The following is a 17,969-nucleotide window of genomic DNA, read 5'->3' as shown; positions in this document are numbered from 1 at the left end:
AACCAAAGGCACAGCGTTATGAAACCCGGACCGAGAAATCTCATCACCGATGTGCCCGGCCTGCGTGTGGGCAACGCGCAGGATGACACGCTGAAATCAGGCACGACGGTGCTTCTGGCGGATGCGCCTTTTACCGCGTCAGTGCATGTGATGGGCGGTGCCCCCGGCACGCGCGAGACGGATTTGCTCGCCCCTGATAAATCTGTTGCGGCGGTGGATGCGCTGGTGTTGTCGGGGGGCTCTGCCTACGGGCTGGATGCCTGTTCGGGCGTGGTCGACGCGCTGCGCGCTGCGGGGCGCGGGTTCCGGCTGGGCGACGCCACGATCCCGCTGGTGCCGGGGGCGATTCTGTTTGACCTGCTCAACGGCGGCGACAAGACGTGGGAACATAACCCCTACCGCGCCTTGGGGCGTGCGGCCTATGACGCCGCGACCGAGGACTTCAACCTTGGCACCATTGGTGCCGGCACCGGTGCGCTGAGTGCGATGGTCAAGGGCGGGCTTGGATCAGCTTCGCTAGAGTTACCCGATGGCACGATAGTGGGCGCGCTGGTCGCGGCCAATCCGGTGGGCGCGGTTACCACGCCCGGCGACAAGTATTTCTATGCCGCCCCCTTTGAGGTGAATGGCGAATTTGGCGGTAGGGGCACGGACCCTGCAACGGGGCTTGGGATGACGATGGAGAGCCGCAAGATGGCTTCGATGTCGCCGCGTGAAAATACCACCATCGCGATTGTTGCCACAAATGCGACTCTAACAAAGGCACAATGCCAACGCATATCTGTTGCCGCCCATGACGGGATCGGGCGTGCGACGGTGCCTGCCCACACGCCTTATGACGGTGATCTTGTCTTTGGCCTAAGCACGGCGGCACATGAGGTCGCCGAGAGCATCCTGCCGTTGATCGGCCATGCCGCGTCGCTGTGCCTGGCGCGGGCCATTGCGCGAGCAGCCTATTTTGCCACGCCAGCAGCGGGCGATCTGTTGCCCTGCTGGTCGGACCTCAACAGCTGATACGCATAAAAAAACCCGCGTCTCCATTTGGAAACGCGGGCCTTTTACGCGGGTTAGAGCCGCTTATTCAGTTTTCTCGGCCTCGGCATCCTTGGCCATTGGCGCATCTGCTTCTGCTTCTGCTTCGGGCGAGAAAGTTGCGAGATAGGCCGCGACGTCTTCGCCGCCTTTGCGCATTCTGAACGACATTTTCGAACGCGCCTTTTTGTCATCCAGCGTGGTGCGCAGGAAGTCGGTCGGATTGACTAGATATTCGGCCATGTTGGCCTCGTCCCAGATCAGGCCTGCTTCGCCGGCAGCGACCAAATCATCACCATAGCGATAGTCTTCGACGGTGCCCGCCTGCTTGCTGATGATCCCGAAAAGGTTCGGACCGACCTTGCCGCCCCGCTGGATCGTCTCGCCTGCGTCGTCGACGATCATGTGGCAGGCTTTGCATTTGCCGAACTGCTTTTCGCCGGCTTCGACGTCGCCCATGCTGTGGCTGTCTGCCAGTGCCGGACCCGCGATCACGGTGGCGAGTAGTGCGCTATAAAGATATTTCATTGCGATTTCCCATATTCATTCATCATCGTTTAACCTAGCTCAGGCTCCCATATGTCAACGGGGGCCTGTTTTCGCGGGGCGATGTTGGGGTTTCAGGCGCGTGGGCCTATCGTGACCTCAAGCGTCGCGATCCCGTCCACACCGCCGGTCACGACATCCCCTTCGACAAGGGCCGCAACGCCGGCAGGTGTGCCCGTCATGATGATATCACCCGGTGCAAGCGACATGGAATGCGACAAGATCGCCACGTGTTCGCGCACCGACCAGATCAGATCTGCCAGATCGGCGTCCTGCCGTACCGTCCCGTTCACAGCCAGCCAGATGCGTCCCTGTTCAATCGATGGCACATCGGCGATGGGTTTCAGCGGCGCAATCGGGGCGGAGTTGTCGAACGCTTTGCCCCAATCCCATGGGCGCCCTGCTTTCTTTGCCTCGGCCTGCAGATCGCGGCGTGTCAGGTCGATCCCGACAGAGGCCCCCCAGACGTGATCCATCACGTCTTCCTCGGCGATGTTGCGCCCGCCTTTGCCAATGGCGATCACCAGTTCAATCTCGTGGTGCAGATCCTCTGTCTGGGGCGGGTAGGGGATCGTGCAGGGCGCATCCAGCGCGGCGTCGGCAGGTTTGGTGAAAAAGAACGGTGCCTCGCGGGTCGGATCGTTGCCCATCTCGCGGGCATGCGCCTCGTAGTTGCGGCCTACGCAAAAAATCCGGCGAATGGGAAAGCGGGCGTCTGTGCCCTGCACCGCCAGACTGGCCTGAGGGGCAGGGAGAAATACGAAATCATCAGCGGGCATGGTGCATATCCTTTGGTTTATCGTGTTACTGCCCTGCATACGCCCCTGCGCAGGCGCCGTCACCAGATAAGACACCAAAACGCCCGGTAGGGCCTGTCACCACGCAAAAGGCCGACACTCAATGTGCCGGCCTTTGTCAGAATTGCCATGACGCCAATGCGCTATTTTTCGGGTTGCACGACTGGTTCTTCAGCCGGATCAACCGCGCCTGCTGGCGCATCGTCGATCAGCTCTGCATCCTCGATATCGGCGCGTGTGGCGACGGCTGGCTTTGCATCGGCACCGGAGTTGTCCTCCAGCGCGCCCACAATCAGTGGCAGCATCTGCACGCCGCCGGGCATCGCGACTTCGGACATGGGCGGCGTTTTCCACGCCAGCGTATCGAAGCTGTGGCAGTTTTCGCAGATCGGTTTCCAGTTTGCGTGAATGTGGTGGCAGTTGTCACAGATCCATTGCGGGCCGCGCGACACCGTCAGTGCCCGTGCCAGCCAGCCTTTGACGACTGTGTCCGACGCGCCTTCGCCCCGTTCGATGGCGGCCATCAGGGTGACCGAGCGGGCCGTCGGATCGGTTTCGACGAGATCGCCCAAAGACCGGCGCGCCTGCGGGAAATCCTCGGCGGCGATGTTCAGCTCTGCCAGCAGCATCTTAGTTTCAGGATGGTCCGGCTGCACGCGTGTAAGCGCGGTAAAGCGTTTCAGCCGCTCTTTCGGCGTTTCATCCGGCTGGATCGCGGCGAAAGCACCGGCAATATCGGGATGCGGCTGCACGCTCCATGCCTTTTTCAGCACGCGGGCCGCGTATTTCGGTTTGCCCTGATCGATGTACCCATGCGCGGCCATCACGGCCGCAGGGATCAGATCGGGTGACAGACGGTTCGCTTCGATCGAGGCTTCGCGTGCTTCGATGCTGTTGCCTTCGGCGATGATGTCTTTCGCTTCGGACAGGGCAAGCACGGCGTCTCGACGCTTGTGGACATCACGCGGCATCTGACCGTTCTTGAGCTTGGTGTTCAGCGTTTGACGTGCGCCGGCCCAGTCTTCCTTCTCTGCTTGGAGCTTAAGCAGTACATCGCCGGTTTCCGCATGCTTCGGTTTGATGGCAAAGGCTTTCTCGGCCAGTTTCAACGCTGTCTCGGTGTCGCCTTCGGCCAGTTTTTGCTTCATGATGCCGCGCACACCGACGAAACGGGTGCGTTCGTTGGTCACCAGCTTGCGATAGGTTTCTTCCGCCTTGCGGTGGTCACCTGCCAGTTCAGCAGCTTGCGCAATCAGCAAGTTTGTCAGGTCAGGACGTTCAAGATATTTGTCTGCCTTTGCGGCCTTGGCCATTGCCAAACGCCCTTCGCCACTGGCCAGCGCCATCAACCCTTCGGACAGGGCCTCGTATCCCTTGCGTTCGCGGTTGCGGTCGAAATAACGCGACAGCGCCGTTTCGTCCCCGTTCAAGAAATGCCAAACCGCAACGAGCAGCGCAAAAATCTTGAGCAAGATCCAAACGGCGACAACCAGCAGCACCACCGCGATCACGGATTGCAGCGGGCCAAAGTTGTATTCGGTGCCCATCACAGTCACTTGCAACCCGCCCGAGCTTTCCAGCAGGAACGATGCGCCCCAAGTGATGGCGGCAATCACCGCAACGAACACAACGATCTTAATCAGTGACCAAAGCATAAATCAGGTTCCTCAGTTCGCCGTCAGGCGTTGTGTCAATGTCTGTACAGCGTCTTGGGCATCCTGCCGCGCTTGCGCATCGGCGAGCCAATCGGACATGGGGTCCTGGGCCTCTGGCGGCAGGGCTTTCACCTCGGCCAGCGCCTCGTCTAGGCGCCCGTCGCGAATGGCAGCTTCGGCACGGGACAGAATGGCATCAGCGTCGTCCCCGTCACGGGGTGCTACCGACCGCGCGCCCAACTGTTGTTTAAAGAAGCCACCAATACCGCCGCCGTCTGCCTCTGGGGTCGCGGCACGTGCCGCTGCAAGCGTCGCGCGGGCCACATCGGGAAAGCGGTCTTGTAGGTTGGCACCCGTGACAACACCCGTCGCGGCGTTATCTGCAAGCGCGGCGGGAATGTCCTGAATACCATTTTCCTGAAGCGCTGCGATCTCGGCTTCAAACGGTTGGCCTGTGGTAACAGCCGATACGATCCGTCCCAAAGCAGACTGCAACGTCGCAGCCTGTGCGGCCTGCGCGGTCGCTTCTTCAACACTAAGCGCGTTGTCCAGCAAACGTTCGATTTCGTCGCGCTGCGTCTCGACCGAGGATTTCAGCGCGGCCAGTTCCTGTTCAAAGCCCGAGGTATCGACGGGGGCTGCTGCCTCTGCCGCAGGACGATTTCCAAGCGCTTCAACACGTGTCGCCAAATCAGCGACCTGCGCTTGAACCTCTTGCAGGGCTGCGTCATCGGCGGGCGCTGCGACGGGGCCGGCTTCTTCCAGCGCCTTGATCCGGGCCTCTTGCGTGGCGAGCGTATCTGTCAGGGTAGATTGCGTGGTATCTGCGGGGCGCAGGCCAGCTTGTTCCAGTACATCATATTCCGCCACGGCAAAGCCGATCCCGCCGGCGATGACCCCGCCAAAGAGCATGGGCCAAAAGACACCGCCACGCTTTTCAGGCTCTGCCTTGTGGGACGCGGGCGGCGGCGTCTTGGTCGTCTCAGCAGGTTTCACTGTCGCAGCGCTGGAGGGGGTTGCAGGTTTTGCGCTCTCGGGCTTTGACGCGGGTGTCGCCGGTTTGGTTGCTGCTGTGTCCGGTTTCACGTTTTTCAGATCGGGTTTTGTATCACTTGGCGTCGTTTCGGATCTGGTAGAGCTTGTGGCACTGGACGCTGCAGCGGTGGCCGAGGGTGCCTTGGCGGGTGTGTCGCTCGCTTTTGTTGTCGCGGGGGGGGGTGTGGTCACATCCTTGGTGGGTGTTGTTTTTGCAGAGGTCGACGGTGTGTCGTCAGGCATCGCTGTCACGCCCGCCGCCTTGCCCGTCGATGTATCCTTAGCCGTATTAGCTGTCGCCGTTTTATCAGGCGTCGTTTTATCAGGCGTCGCCGCGCTGGCCGGCGATGGTTTGACCGCGGGCTTGGGTTTGGCTGTCGAAGATGTCGACGTGGATGCCGTCGTCTTCGCCGCGGCGGGTGATCCGGTTTTTTTGGCAGTCGTCTTCGGCTTGGCGGCGGCAGCAGACGCCCGCGATGTCGAAGATGTCTTCGGGGTGTCGTCACCTGAATTTGGTGTTTTCGCTTTCGCCACGCTTAAAAACCTTTCCGATTCTGACCTGATATCAGACGTATTCATGAACCTTAGACGGCATATAGGCCGACCTTCAAGCTAACCTGTTCCAATCCACCGCAGTTTCAAGCGTAAAACGCAGTGACGTGGCAGTTGGTTCAGCTGCGACCAGCAATTGTCGAACCTCCCTGGGCCCCAACGCCTCGGCCACTGCATCGCTGAGGGCTATGATGATCGCATTCGCCATATCGGGCACCTGATCGGCAAATTGGGCTGCGGTGCGCGGGGAAAATAACGGCACGATGGCCGGAGCCCCGCCCACCAGTGCAGCTTGCGCGGCATCGGTCAGCTGCACCGCCTTTTGATCATACAGCACCGCAACATGCGTCGGCAGACCGGCCCGCGTCAGCTTATCGGCAACATCCCCGCGTTGGTGGGTGCCGCGCAGGTGCAGCAGCGGCGTCGCGGGGCCGTGTTGAACCAGCATGGGTACCAACCGCGCTGCATCCGGGGCGTGAAATTGCACCCGCCATCCGCGTGCTGTGGCGGCCTCTGCCGTGATCTCGCCCACACAATAGGCCGTGACCCCGTCCCCATCAGGCCCATGCATCACGCCATTGGCCGAGGTGAAAATCACCCCACCGACCCCGTCAAGGTCAACAGGCGTATCAACCGGTTCGATCTGCAGCAAAGGACTGACCACCAGCGTTACCCGGGGCAGCAGCTTGGGCGACAGGCTTTGCGCAAAGCGGGTGCAGGCCAAGCTAGGGCGGGTCAGGATCAACGCCGGTTTTGTCATCTTTCGGTATGGCCCCAAGGATTGTTCCACATGCCCCAAGGTGTTACTTGCCCCCTGTCACCCTTGCAATGGAAACAGCCATGTTACTTCTTGGATTGGAAAGCAGCTGCGACGATACCGCCGCCGCGCTGGTACGCCAGATGCCGGGTCAGCGCGCTCGGGTGTTGTCGTCTGTCGTGGTGGGGCAAACCGAATTGCATGCCTCTTTTGGCGGTGTCGTCCCCGAGATCGCAGCACGAGCCCATGCGGAAAAATTGGACCTTTGCGTGGAAAGGGCGCTGGCCGAGGCCGATCTGTCTTTGGCAGATGTTGACGGTTTTGCCGTGACGGCGGGGCCGGGGCTGATTGGCGGCGTGCTGTCGGGGGTGATGTGCGCCAAGGGGCTGTCGGCGGCGACGGGCAAACCGCTGTACGGGGTGAACCATCTGGCCGGCCATGCGCTGACGCCACGGCTGACCGATGATGTGCCCTATCCCTATTTGATGCTGCTGGTATCGGGCGGGCATTGCCAGTTTCTGCTAGTGCATGGGCCGGACCGGTTTGAACGACTGGGTGGCACCATCGACGACGCACCGGGCGAAGCCTTTGACAAAGTTGCACGCCTGATCTCGCTGCCGCAACCGGGCGGGCCTGCGATTGAACAGGCTGCCAAGGCGGGGGACCCCAAACGCTTTGCCCTGCCGCGCCCCCTGCTGGACCGGCCCGATTGCGATATGTCATTCTCGGGGCTGAAAACCGCCGTGCTGCGCACCCGCGACAAGGTCATTGAACAAAAGGGCGGGTTGAGCGTTCAGGATCAGGCCGATCTGGCCGCAGGGTTCCAAGCGGCTGTATCCGACGTGCTGGCCGAAAAGACCCGCCGCGCGTTGCGGAAATATCTGGATCACGCGCCTGACGTGCGGACCCTGTGCGTTGCGGGTGGTGTCGCTGCGAACAAGGCAATAGGCCACGGATTAGAGACTGTTTCACGTGAATTAGACTGCGCCTTTATCGCGCCGCCGCTGTCATTATGTACGGATAACGCCGCCATGATAGCCTTTGCCGCGATTGAACAAAGCCAGCTGCGCGGCCCCGATGATCTGACCCTGTCGGCCCGACCGCGCTGGCCGCTGGACACAAGCCAGCCCGCCATGTTGGGCAGTGGCAAAAAAGGAGCGAAAGCATGAGCATTGCTGTTCTTGGCGCAGGCGCCTTTGGCACCGCGTTGGCGATTTCTTTGGCTGGAAAGGGCGCGGTGACCCTGTGGGCAAGGGATGCGCAAGGCATGGGGCAAAGCCGAGAGAACACCGCCCGCCTGCCCGGTTGCCCGCTGCCCGAGGGGCTGTTCGTCACCGAGGATCTGGCAGAAGCCGCCAAGGCCCAGACCTTGCTGGCGGCGGTGCCGATGCAAAAGCTGCGTGGTTTTCTGACCGAGAACGCCACAGCGCTGGATGGCAAGATCATCGTCGCCTGCTGCAAGGGGATCGAACTGAACACCGGTCTAGGCCCTGTCGCCGTGATCCGCGAGGTGCTGCCGAATGCCACGGCTGCGATCCTCACCGGACCCAGCTTTGCCGCCGATATCGCAAGGGGGTTACCCACGGCGTTGACGATTGCCTGTGCCGACAAGCCTACCTGTGCGGCTCTACAACAGAGCCTAACAACGGCAAACCTGCGCCTTTATCGCACCTCTGACACTGTGGGTGCCGAACTGGGCGGGGCGCTCAAGAACGTCGTGGCGATCGCCTGCGGTGCCGCAATCGGGGCCGGTCTGGGCGAAAGCGCCCGCGCCGCCGTGATGACCCGCGGCTTTGCCGAGATGCAGCGGCTTGCCGCGCATCACCATGCCGATCCCGTGACGCTGGCGGGGCTTTCCGGCTTTGGCGATCTGACACTAACCTGTACATCGACCCAGTCGCGGAACTACCGTTTGGGGCTTGCCTTGGGCCGGGGGGAACCCTTTGACAGCGCCACCACCGTCGAAGGGGCGGCCACCGCGCGCGCCGTGGATACGCTGGCGCAAGACAACGGGCTGGACCTGCCGATCACCGCCGCCGTTGCAGGTCTGGTCGAGAACCGCTTAGATGTGGCAAGCGCGATGAAAGCGCTTTTGACCCGCCCCTTAAAGGAAGAATAACATGTTGGTTGCCCTTATTGCCAAAGACAAAGCTGGCGCGCTTTCCGTGCGTCAGGAAAACCGCCCCGCCCATGTCGACTATCTGAAATCCACTGGTTGCGTGGCCCAAGCCGGCCCGCTGCTGGATGATACCGGTGACATGATCGGGTCTTTGGTCATTCTGGATGTGGCAGATAAAGCCGCAGCACAGGAATGGGCCGACAATGACCCCTATGCCAAAGCAGGGCTGTTCGCCGATGTGCAGCTGATCCCTTGGAACCGGGTGATCGGGTAGTGGCCTACTGGCTGTTCAAATCCGAACCCTCGGCCTGGGGCTGGCAAGATCAGGTCGCCAAAGGCGCGGCGGGCGAGGAATGGGACGGCGTGCGCAACTATCAGGCGCGTAACTTTATGCGAGAGATGGCGGTCGGCGATCTGGGGTTCTTTTACCATTCGCAAGGGGAACGCGCGATTGTCGGCATTGTCGAAGTCTGTGCCGCAGCACATCAGGACAGTTCGACCCAGGATGCGCGGTGGGAATGTGTTGATATCAAAGCCCTGCGCCCGTTTGAGACACCTGTGACACTGGACGATATCAAGGCCGATGGCCGGTTCGACGATATGCCCTTGGTTAAAAGCCCGCGCCTGTCAGTGCAACCTGTCACGCCGGAACAATGGACCGCGATCTGCGCTATGGGGAACACCCAAAGCTAGACCCTATCAAGGGATTTCGACATGAAAAACGCCCGCTTGGCAAAGCGGGCGTTTCATATTCAATTCACTAGAACTTACCCGTAAACGGATTCTTTGCCGAAGTGTTTGGTCAGCATATAATAGACCACTGCGCGGTATTTGTTCCGCTCGGACTTACCGTAGGTTTCGACGGCCTTATGGATTGCATCCATCAGGTCAGGGCTGTCAGAGAGGCCGAGCTTTTTCATCAGAAAGTTGGCTTTTACCAGTTCAAGCTCGCTTTCTTGCGACGCGGCGATGGTTTGGGCGTCGGCGTTATAGATCGACGGACCGCAGCCGATGGTCACCTTTGTCAGCAGGCCCATGTCCGGCGTCATGCCGCATTTCGTTTTCAGATCGTCAGCGTATTTTTCGATCCATTCGTCTCTCTTGCCCATAGGGTGTCTCCAACCGTTGATGTGACCGGTAGCTCCGGCCTTGGGTCAAAGCCTAGAGCGGTTTTGGCGCGTTCGAAAGAAATTTTTCCCGCAACACTGGTCCTGCGCCGTTTCCGGCACAACCAGTGCGCCCGCAGCTTAGCTGTTCAGGGGCATTCAAAAACCCTACCGAAAATCGGGTGCCCCCTAACTTTAAGGTGTCATACTGCGCTGTTAGACGCATAGGTTAAGCGAGTGGAGGGACCGAGAATGTTCAAGCGATATGCCATCTATTATACGCCGCGCCCGGGGGATTTTGCCCAGCGGGGTGCAGCGTGGTTGGGCTGGGACCTGCAGGCTGGGATACCTGTCGAGCATCCCGCCATTGACGATCTGGACATTGCCAAACTGACCGACCGGCCACGAAAATACGGGCTGCACGGCACAGTCAAAGCCCCGTTTGAGCTGACAAAGGCGTCGACCGAAGCGCAGCTCGCCGAGGGCGTTGCGACCTTTTGCAAAGGTCAGGCACCGGTACAGCTTGACGGGTTGGCGCTGTCGCAGATCGGGCGGTTTCTGGCGCTGGTGCCGCAGGGGGATACCACCGCGCTTGGCAGTCTTGCGGCCACGGCCAATGTCGTGCTGGATGCGTTCCGTGCCCCTTTGTCCGAGGCAGAGTTGACCCGCAAGAACGCGCCCTACCTCACCGACCAGCAGCGGATTTACCTTAAAAACTACGGATACCCGCATATTATGGAGTATTTCCGGTTTCACATCACCCTTACGGGCCCGCTAGCGCCCGATCAAATTACGCCCGTCAAAACGGCTCTGCAGCACTATTTAGGGACAGATATTCCCGCCCCCTTTGTCATCGACAGCCTGACCCTATGTGGTGAGGATTCCGATGGGCGTTTCCACGAAATTGAACGCGTTGCCCTTGGGGGATGACAAATGAAAAACGCCGCCTGAACAACTGTTCAGACGGCGTTTTATCAGACGAATTACGCCGGTTTAGTAGCGGTAGTGTTCCGGCTTGAACGGGCCTTCGGGTGTGACGCCGATATAGGCGGCTTGTTCGCTGCTCAATTGGGTCAGCTTCACACCGATACGATCAAGGTGCAGACGCGCGACTTTCTCGTCCAGATGCTTGGGCAGGATATAGACCTGGTTTTCGTATTTACCGGTGTTTTCCCACAGTTCGATCTGCGCCAACACCTGGTTGGTGAACGAGGCGGACATGACGAACGATGGATGACCCGTGGCATTGCCAAGGTTCAATAGGCGCCCTTCGGAGAGCAGGATCAGACGATTGCCCGAAGGCATCTCGATCATGTCGACCTGTTCTTTGATGTTGGTCCACTTGTGGTTCTTCAGCGCGGCGACCTGAATTTCGTTATCAAAGTGGCCGATGTTGCCGACGATCGCCATGTCCTTCATCTCGCGCATGTGCTCGATGCGGATCACGTCTTTGTTGCCGGTGGTGGTGATAAAGATATCGGCGGTGTCGAGCACGTCTTCCAGCAGGATCACCTCGAACCCGTCCATTGCGGCTTGCAGCGCGCAAATCGGGTCGGCTTCGGTCACTTTCACACGGGCACCGGCACCGGCCAGCGATGCGGCAGAACCTTTGCCAACGTCGCCATAGCCACAAACAACGGCAACCTTACCGGCCATCATCACGTCGGTGGCACGGCGGATGCCATCGACCAGCGATTCACGGCAGCCGTATTTATTGTCGAACTTCGACTTGGTGACACTGTCGTTCACGTTGATCGCGGGGAAGGGCAGCTGGCCTTGCTTCACCAGATCGTACAGACGGTGCACGCCTGTGGTGGTTTCCTCAGACACGCCTTTGATCTGGTCGCGCATTTTGGTGAACCAGCCGGGGGATTGCGCCATCCGCTTTTTGATCTGTGCCTTAATCGCGATTTCTTCTTCCGACGTCGGGACAGAGATCACGTCTTCGCCGGCTTCGGCACGGGCACCCAGCAGGATGTAAAGCGTAGCGTCGCCACCATCGTCGAGAATCAGGTTCGGGCCTTCGGGGAACTGGAAGGATTTATCCAGATAGTCCCAGTGCTCCTCCAGCGACTGACCCTTAATCGCGAACACGGGCGTGCCGCCTTCGGCGATGGCCGCAGCGGCGTGGTCTTGGGTAGAGAAGATATTGCAGGACGCCCAGCGCACATCGGCACCAAGCACGACCAGCGTTTCGATCAGCACGGCGGTCTGGATCGTCATGTGCAGCGAGCCCACGATGCGTGAACCGGACAGCGGTTTGCTTTCGCCATATTCGGCACGCAGCGCCATCAGGCCGGGCATTTCGGTTTCCGCAATATCAAGTTCTTTGCGGCCAAAGGCGGCAAGGCTTATGTCTTTAACGATGTAATCGTTGGCCATCGGGGGCATCCCTTTTCAAAAGATCGGCAATGTTTCTATATTTGAAAAGGGCCGTAGCACTTTGGGGGAGTGATCTCAACGGTGGTGGTTCGCCGTCACACGAAACGGTTACTCTGCCGAGGCGACGACCATTTGATCAGTATTCATCCCCGCCATCCAGTTTTGACCCTGTGCGGTCACGCACGCCATCCCGTTCGACAGGGTTCTCACGGCAGACCATGTACCAGTATTGTCCGACGCCCAGATTTGAACGGCGCTGTCATCCTGTCCTTCGACCGGTGTTTCGCCGTACCAGTCCACCAGTGACGCCTTGAGCTCTTGCGCGGGCATACAGACATCGTTGGCCAACGCTGGCGCGGCAACAGTCCCGAGGCCAAGGGCGATTGTGAGAGCGGAAATTACAGGTTTCATGATCTTCTCCTTCGTGGGAAGAACACAATGAACCCGCAAATGTTCCACGTGAAAAAAGGCAGAACAACACAATGGCGCAGCAATCGCGTGCATGGCAACGCATGTTATCCGGTCGCAGGCTTGATCTGCTGGACCCGACGCCGGTCGATATAGAGATCGAAGATATCGCGCACGGGCTAGCCTTTGTGGCGCGTTGGAATGGTCAGACGCGGGGGGATTTTGCCTATTCTGTGGCTGAACATGCGCTTCTGGTCGAAACCCTTTTCGGGCGGATGAACCCCAAGGCGCCGGCGAAATGGCGATTGGCCGCCTTGCTGCATGATGCGCCGGAATATGTGATCGGGGATATGATCTCTCCGGTGAAAGCCGCGGTCGGCCCGGAATACGGTGCGCTGGATGACCGGTTGATGGCGGCGATCCACATCCGCTTTGGTCTGCCCGCAGCGCTACCCAAATCGGTCAAGCAGCAGATCAAACGCGCCGATAAGGTCAGCGCCTGGATGGAGGCGACGCAGATCGCCGGATTTTCCGAAACCGAAGCGTCCAAGCTTTTTGGCCGGCCCAAACCCGAGGTGATGGAGGGGCTGTCCATCGTGCTGCGCCCGCCGGTAGAGACGCGCAATGATTTCACCGCGCGCCACCTAGATTTACTCGGCGCGCTGTGATGGTCAAGGTCCGCCCCCCTATCGCGCTAGATGCGTCCAACATGGCGCAGCTGTTAAACGAGATTATCACCATTGGCGGCACCATCGCGATGACGCGCCCTGTCACCGGTAAGGATCTGACCGAGTGGATCGCCGCCAACGCCAACCAAAGCGCATGGCATGTGGCGCTGGATGACCAAGAGAACGTCGTCGGTTTTCAATGGATCAGCCCGCACCCTAACCTGCCACCCGAGGCCTGCGATATCGCGAGCTTTGTGCAGGTCGGTCGCACCGGTCTTGGCGTCGGGTCCGCGCTGTTTGATGCCACGGCACAGGCGGCGGAACAGCTGGGCTATGTCTGGATCAACGCCACAATCCGCGCCGACAACGACGGCGGGCTGACCTATTACCAAAGCCGCGGATTTCGCGACTGGCACTTTGACCAAGGTGTCACACTTGCGTCTGGTCAGATCGTGGACAAGATCAGCAAACGGTACGACGTCTAGCGCCCTATTGCGGTGACCGCTTTGCCAGAATGCGCTGCAAGGTCCGGCGGTGCATGTTCAACCGACGCGCCGTTTCGGACACGTTCCTGTCGCACAGTTCATAGACGCGCTGGATATGTTCCCACCGCACGCGATCCGCGCTCATGGGGTTTTCCGGTGGCGGCGGCAAGTCATCGCCCGTGGCCAGCAGCGCATTGACGATGTCAGTCGCATCAGCCGGTTTTGACAGATAATCCGTCGCGCCGATTTTGACCGCGGCAACGGCGGTGGCGATGGCCCCGTATCCCGTCAGCACCACAACCCGCGCATCGGGGCGTTTGTCGCGCAATACCTCGACCACATCCAACCCATTGCCGTCCTGCAACCGCAGATCAACCACCGCATAGGCCGTGGGCCGTGCTGTGGCGATCGCAACGCCAGCGGCGACAGAGCCCGCGGTCTCTACCTCGAAACCACGTTTTTCCATCGCTTTGGCCAAACGGCGCAGAAACGGTTCGTCGTCGTCCACCAGAAGGAGGGACCGATCCTCGCCTAGGTCGAGCGTATTTTCCTGAACCATATCATGCTCCGCTGGTTGAATGTTGTACCCGACTTTATCCAGATATGTGGCGCGAGCATAGGGAGGTCAAATTTTCTACTGGTTGTCCACAAAACACGCGACCTTGTCGGCCAACTGCTCTGGCGGGACATCGCGGCGAAAGAAGTCGACGAAACCGTCCTCGGGCATCACCAGATAGCTAAAGGTCGAGTGATCCACGAGATAGTTTTCGTCTTCGGCCTCATGCGCCTTGTAGTAGGTCCGGTAGGCGTCGCTCGCGGCTTTGACTTGCGCGGGCGATCCGGTCAGGCCGATCATCTTGGGGTGCATGTTGGCCGCAAAATCCCCAACAACTTCAGGGGTATCGCGGCCAGGATCGACAGAAATGAACACAGGCGTTACCGAAATACCGCGCGTTTCCAGTTCATCTACGGCGCGGGCGTTGCGGTCTACGTCCAGCGGGCAAACGTCAGGGCAGAAGGTATAACCAAAGTAAACGAGGCTGGGTTCGGTGATCACATCCGTGTCCGTTACTGTCTGGCCTTGCGCATTCACCAGCTCAAACGGCCCGCCCAATTCGGCACCCCCGGCCACGGCAGAGTTCCTGCACTGCGCGTATTTGTCGCTGTCGCTATCGGACCGGTAGACGAGCATCAAGGATACCGCCAGAAAGGCCAGCACGACCAGCACCGCACCAATTGCCATTACTCTTCTCATATTCATTCTCCTGCGCGGTTAGGCGCTCTTGATCCCGGTCGGACACAGACCTACGCTTTCCCTCTATCAACGCAATCGACATTTTGAAAAGGTGCGCCGATGACGCAGGCCGCTGACATTCCCGTGGGGAGAGGCTTGGGCAAGGGTGCCCGCGCCAACTGGATCAGGCTACGCACCATGATTGTGCTGCGATGGGTGGCGATTGCGGGGCAGCTGACGGCGATCACCGTGGCGCAGCGCATCTTTGGCCTGCAGTTGGAACTGGGGCTATGTTACTTTGCCATCGGTGTATCGGTACTCGGGAACCTGATCGCCATTCTGGTCTTTCCCGAAAACAAACGTCTGTCTGAATACGAAAACCTGCTGATGGTGCTGTTCGATCTGGTGCAGCTGGCGTTTCTGCTGTTCCTGACGGGCGGGCTGCATAACCCGTTCTCGCTGCTGTTGTTGGGGCCTGTGACCATTTCTGCCACGGCGCTAAGCCTGCGTTCGACCATTGTGCTGTGCGGTACAGCGATTGTGCTGGCGACGCTGCTGGCGCTGTACCACTTGCCACTGATCACGCAAAACGGCGGGCGACTGGAACTGCCAAGCATCTTTATCTTTGGCATCTGGATTGCGCTGGTGATCGCGATTTTGTTCTCTACCGCGTATTCCCGACGCGTTACGACGGAAATCCATTCGATGGCCGACGCCTTGGCCGCGACGCAAATGGCGCTGGCGCGGGAACAAAAGCTGACCGACCTTGGCGGCGTCGTGGCTGCTGCCGCACATGAACTGGGGACGCCGCTTGCCACGATCAAGCTTGCCAGCGGCGAGCTTTGGAACGAGCTGCAAGACCAGCCTGAACTGGCCGAAGACGCGGCCTTGATCCGCGATCAAGCGGACCGATGCCGCGATATTTTGCGTAATATGGGGCGTGCAGGCAAAGACGATCTACATCTGCGTCAGGCCCCGTTCATGACCGTTCTGGAAGAAGCTGCCGAACCGCACCGTATGCGCGGCAAGACATTTACCTTTACCCTTGGCCCTGATGCGGGTGATGCCGCCGACCAGCCCGCGATCCTGCGCCGACCAGAGATTATCCACGGGCTGCGCAACCTAATGCAGAACGCGGTCGATTTTGCGGCAACGACAGTCTGGGTCGAAGCCAACTGGACCGATACCGTGATCTCAATCCGGATTTTCGACGATGGTGCCGGTTTCCCGCCAGATATCCTTGGCCGTATCGGAGACCCGTTCATGCGGCGGCGGCGGTCTGACCCGAACGCTGCGCAGCGGCCCGAATATGAGGGCATGGGGCTGGGGCTGTTCATCGCCAAAACGCTGCTGGAACGATCTGGCGCAGAGCTGCGCTTTGCCAATGGGCCCGAAACCGCACCGCGCACCGAAACGCACGTCGGGGCTGTGGTCAAAGTGACCTGGCCGCGGGCGAAGATCGACGCCGACCACGGGGACACGCCGCGCGCTACGGGGGAAAATACACAGTTTTCGTGGTAAACCTTACGCGAATAGACGGTTAGCGCCCCCTCGGACAAAACCCGCCGATCTCTGGGTCGGTTAATAAACCGTTAACTCTTTGGCGCTTAATTTAGCGGAACCCTAAGGAAATGAGTCTCGTCGTGGCTTCCACATTTGACATCGCGCTTGTGATAATGGCCATTCTACCCAGTGGCTACGTCGCCTATCTTTGGCTGAATAGCCCTGAACGCCGGGACAAACCCGTCCTTCAGGGCGAGCCAGAGCTGTCTTATCTGTTCGACCACGGTGTGTTGCAGCATGCCTCTAGCGCGGCGCAACAGTTCTGCCCGCTAGAAGCAGGGCACCATGAATGGCCCGATTTACATCACAATATCTTGCCGCGTTTCGGGCTGTTCCCGGACAAGCCCCCTTCAACCGGCGAAGGCCAGATGATTGTCGCGGCCACCGATCCCAAAATTCAGACATTGCTGCGGATCAATTGGGACAAACACCTGTGCCGTGTCGTTGTGCTGGATCCCAAAGACGTCGGCGTCGACCTGCGCTCAGAGGCAGAGGTCACGCTGTCGCGGGTGCGCTCTCAAGTTTCTGTGCCGCTTTGGCACACCGATCAACACCACCGTTTGCTGTGGTACAATGATGCCTACCACGCGCTCTTTAAGGTATGTCACCCTACGCTGGCCATCGAAAGCCGACCGCTGTTCCCTGCGGACTTCAGCAATGCGACCCACCGGCTTGCGCTGCGCGATCAGACCACCGGCGCGAAAAACTGGTATGCCGTGACCCATAGCCAGTCACGCACCACCAATTGTTACCAAGCGACATGCATCACGCCCCTGATCCGCGCCGAAGAAGCACAGCGCAACTTTGTCCAGACCCTGACCAAGACCTTTGCCCAGCTGTCGATCGGGCTCGCTATTTTTGATCGCAAAAACCAGCTTGTCCTGTTTAATCCGGCCCTCATCGACCTGACCGGCCTTGGGGCGCAGTTCCTGAGTGCCCGCCCCGAGATCCAGACATTTTTTGACAAACTGCGCGAGACACGCAAAATTCCCGAACCCAAAAACTATGCGTCATGGCGCAATACCATATCCGAATTGATAAGCGCTGCGCATGATGGCCGTTACGAAGAAATCTGGTCGCTGGAGTCCGGTCAGACGTTTCGGGTCAAGGGGCGCCCCCATCCCGACGGAGCCACAGCCTTTCTGATCGAAGACATCAGCGCGCAGGTCACCCAAACCCGCAGCTTCAAGGCCGAACTGGAACAGGGCCAAGCCATGCTGGACACCTTGGATGACGCCATCGGCGTATTCTCATCCTCGGGGGTTTTGACGTTTTCGAACAGAGCCTACCAAGAGCTCTGGAAGGTCGAACCGGACGCTGCCTTTGCCGACATCACCATCCATGATGCTATTCAGGTCTGGAAACGGCGGTCGGCGCCCAATCTGCCGTGGGAGCAGATACAGGGCTTTGTGGAAAACAGGGAGGATCGCCTGAATTGGAGCATGCCGCTGTATCTTGTCGATGGGACCGAGCTGACCTGCCTGATCTCACCGATCCTTGACGGGGCCACGCTGATCCGGTTTCACCAGCGGAAAAAACATCCCGCAGAGATCGAAAATTCTGACGCCGTGAAGTCGCCACAAGACGCCTGATCCCCGCTTTCGCCTTGCGGCGCACCACCGCGGACAAG

At 59.6% G+C, this 17,969-nt stretch carries 21 protein-coding genes; 11 read left to right on the top strand and 10 right to left on the bottom strand.

Going from position 1 to position 17,969, the window contains the following annotated elements:
- Nucleotides 1-18 precede the first annotated feature (18 nt).
- Entirely contained in the window at nt 19-1,014 is a 996-nt protein-coding gene (locus E5180_RS12595; RefSeq protein ID WP_138924682.1) for a P1 family peptidase, read from the top strand.
- A 63-nt stretch (nt 1,015-1,077) separates the two neighbouring features.
- On the opposite strand, the gene E5180_RS12590 is transcribed toward E5180_RS12595, so the two are convergent.
- The 4 genes from E5180_RS12590 to E5180_RS12575 all read right to left on the bottom strand — a co-directional run bounded on the left by E5180_RS12590 (nt 1,078) and on the right by E5180_RS12575 (nt 4,942).
- On the bottom strand, nt 1,078-1,560 hold the full coding sequence (locus E5180_RS12590; protein ID WP_138924681.1) for a c-type cytochrome: 483 nt from the start codon (nt 1,558-1,560) through the stop codon (nt 1,078-1,080).
- A gap of 92 nt (nt 1,561-1,652) precedes the next feature.
- Complete coding sequence (locus E5180_RS12585) at nt 1,653-2,357, bottom strand: fumarylacetoacetate hydrolase family protein (RefSeq protein WP_138924680.1); 705 nt, start codon at nt 2,355-2,357, stop codon at nt 1,653-1,655.
- A 161-nt stretch (nt 2,358-2,518) separates the two neighbouring features.
- Complete coding sequence (locus E5180_RS12580) at nt 2,519-4,030, bottom strand: heme biosynthesis protein HemY (protein WP_138924679.1); 1,512 nt, start codon at nt 4,028-4,030, stop codon at nt 2,519-2,521.
- A 12-nt stretch (nt 4,031-4,042) separates the two neighbouring features.
- Nucleotides 4,043-4,942 (bottom strand): COG4223 family protein, encoded by a 900-nt coding sequence (locus E5180_RS12575; RefSeq protein WP_138924678.1) that lies wholly within the window; start codon nt 4,940-4,942, stop codon nt 4,043-4,045.
- Here E5180_RS12575 and E5180_RS12570 point away from each other — a divergent pair.
- Nucleotides 4,941-5,681, top strand: coding sequence for a hypothetical protein (locus E5180_RS12570; RefSeq protein ID WP_138924677.1), 741 nt, complete (start codon nt 4,941-4,943; stop codon nt 5,679-5,681). The two genes, E5180_RS12575 and E5180_RS12570, sit on opposite strands and share 2 nt — an antisense overlap.
- On the opposite strand, the gene E5180_RS12565 is transcribed toward E5180_RS12570, so the two are convergent.
- Nucleotides 5,673-6,377 (bottom strand): uroporphyrinogen-III synthase, encoded by a 705-nt coding sequence (locus E5180_RS12565; protein ID WP_254700472.1) that lies wholly within the window; start codon nt 6,375-6,377, stop codon nt 5,673-5,675. The two genes, E5180_RS12570 and E5180_RS12565, sit on opposite strands and share 9 nt — an antisense overlap.
- A 68-nt stretch (nt 6,378-6,445) precedes the next feature.
- On the opposite strand from E5180_RS12565, the gene tsaD reads away from it, so the two are divergent.
- The 4 genes from tsaD to E5180_RS12545 are packed head-to-tail and all read left to right on the top strand — an operon-like array spanning nt 6,446 to nt 9,186.
- The gene (tsaD, locus tag E5180_RS12560; protein ID WP_138925214.1) at nt 6,446-7,543 is read left to right on the top strand and encodes a tRNA (adenosine(37)-N6)-threonylcarbamoyltransferase complex transferase subunit TsaD; all 1,098 of its coding nucleotides are present in this window, start codon (nt 6,446-6,448) and stop codon (nt 7,541-7,543) included.
- Nucleotides 7,540-8,493: an NAD(P)H-dependent glycerol-3-phosphate dehydrogenase gene (locus E5180_RS12555; RefSeq protein WP_138924675.1), complete on the top strand. Its 954-nt coding sequence runs from the start codon at nt 7,540-7,542 to the stop codon at nt 8,491-8,493. The genes tsaD and E5180_RS12555 overlap by 4 nt, the downstream gene beginning before the upstream one ends.
- A gap of 1 nt (nt 8,494) precedes the next feature.
- Nucleotides 8,495-8,767, top strand: coding sequence for a YciI family protein (locus E5180_RS12550; protein WP_138924674.1), 273 nt, complete (start codon nt 8,495-8,497; stop codon nt 8,765-8,767).
- The gene (locus tag E5180_RS12545; protein WP_138924673.1) at nt 8,767-9,186 is read left to right on the top strand and encodes an EVE domain-containing protein; all 420 of its coding nucleotides are present in this window, start codon (nt 8,767-8,769) and stop codon (nt 9,184-9,186) included. Before E5180_RS12550 ends, E5180_RS12545 begins: the two co-directional genes overlap by 1 nt.
- Before the next feature lie 74 nt (nt 9,187-9,260).
- On the opposite strand, the gene E5180_RS12540 is transcribed toward E5180_RS12545, so the two are convergent.
- On the bottom strand, nt 9,261-9,602 hold the full coding sequence (locus E5180_RS12540) for a DUF2853 family protein (protein ID WP_138924672.1): 342 nt from the start codon (nt 9,600-9,602) through the stop codon (nt 9,261-9,263).
- 249 nt (nt 9,603-9,851) lie between these two features.
- On the opposite strand from E5180_RS12540, the gene E5180_RS12535 reads away from it, so the two are divergent.
- Nucleotides 9,852-10,529: a DUF1045 domain-containing protein gene (locus E5180_RS12535; protein WP_138924671.1), complete on the top strand. Its 678-nt coding sequence runs from the start codon at nt 9,852-9,854 to the stop codon at nt 10,527-10,529.
- A gap of 63 nt (nt 10,530-10,592) precedes the next feature.
- Here the strand turns inward: E5180_RS12535 and ahcY are convergent, their stop codons facing one another.
- Both ahcY and E5180_RS12525 read right to left on the bottom strand, forming a co-directional pair.
- Entirely contained in the window at nt 10,593-11,981 is a 1,389-nt protein-coding gene (ahcY, locus tag E5180_RS12530; protein WP_138924670.1) for an adenosylhomocysteinase, read from the bottom strand.
- A 108-nt stretch (nt 11,982-12,089) separates the two neighbouring features.
- On the bottom strand, nt 12,090-12,392 hold the full coding sequence (locus tag E5180_RS12525) for an S-adenosyl-L-homocysteine hydrolase (RefSeq protein WP_138924669.1): 303 nt from the start codon (nt 12,390-12,392) through the stop codon (nt 12,090-12,092).
- 71 nt (nt 12,393-12,463) lie between these two features.
- On the opposite strand from E5180_RS12525, the gene E5180_RS12520 reads away from it, so the two are divergent.
- Nucleotides 12,464-13,057, top strand: coding sequence for an HD domain-containing protein (locus E5180_RS12520; RefSeq protein ID WP_138924668.1), 594 nt, complete (start codon nt 12,464-12,466; stop codon nt 13,055-13,057).
- On the top strand, nt 13,057-13,542 hold the full coding sequence (locus E5180_RS12515) for a GNAT family N-acetyltransferase (RefSeq protein ID WP_138924667.1): 486 nt from the start codon (nt 13,057-13,059) through the stop codon (nt 13,540-13,542). Before E5180_RS12520 ends, E5180_RS12515 begins: the two co-directional genes overlap by 1 nt.
- Nucleotides 13,543-13,546: 4 nt before the next feature.
- On the opposite strand, the gene E5180_RS12510 is transcribed toward E5180_RS12515, so the two are convergent.
- Nucleotides 13,547-14,101, bottom strand: a complete 555-nt coding sequence (locus E5180_RS12510; RefSeq protein ID WP_138924666.1) for an ActR/PrrA/RegA family redox response regulator transcription factor — start codon at nt 14,099-14,101, stop codon at nt 13,547-13,549.
- A 75-nt stretch (nt 14,102-14,176) separates the two neighbouring features.
- Nucleotides 14,177-14,803 (bottom strand): SCO family protein, encoded by a 627-nt coding sequence (locus E5180_RS12505; protein ID WP_138924665.1) that lies wholly within the window; start codon nt 14,801-14,803, stop codon nt 14,177-14,179.
- Nucleotides 14,804-14,896: 93 nt separating this feature from the next.
- Between E5180_RS12505 and regB the strand changes: the two genes are divergently transcribed.
- Together regB and E5180_RS12495 are read left to right on the top strand one after the other, a co-directional pair.
- Nucleotides 14,897-16,297: a sensor histidine kinase RegB gene (gene regB / locus E5180_RS12500; RefSeq protein ID WP_138924664.1), complete on the top strand. Its 1,401-nt coding sequence runs from the start codon at nt 14,897-14,899 to the stop codon at nt 16,295-16,297.
- Nucleotides 16,298-16,419: 122 nt separating this feature from the next.
- Nucleotides 16,420-17,931, top strand: coding sequence for a PAS-domain containing protein (locus E5180_RS12495; protein WP_138924663.1), 1,512 nt, complete (start codon nt 16,420-16,422; stop codon nt 17,929-17,931).
- The last annotated feature ends 38 nt before the right edge of the window (nt 17,932-17,969 follow it).

The organism is Sulfitobacter sp. BSw21498 (genome assembly GCF_006064855.1).
Lineage (GTDB): Bacteria > Pseudomonadota > Alphaproteobacteria > Rhodobacterales > Rhodobacteraceae > Sulfitobacter.
This window is presented reverse-complemented; position numbering and strand designations above follow the sequence as displayed.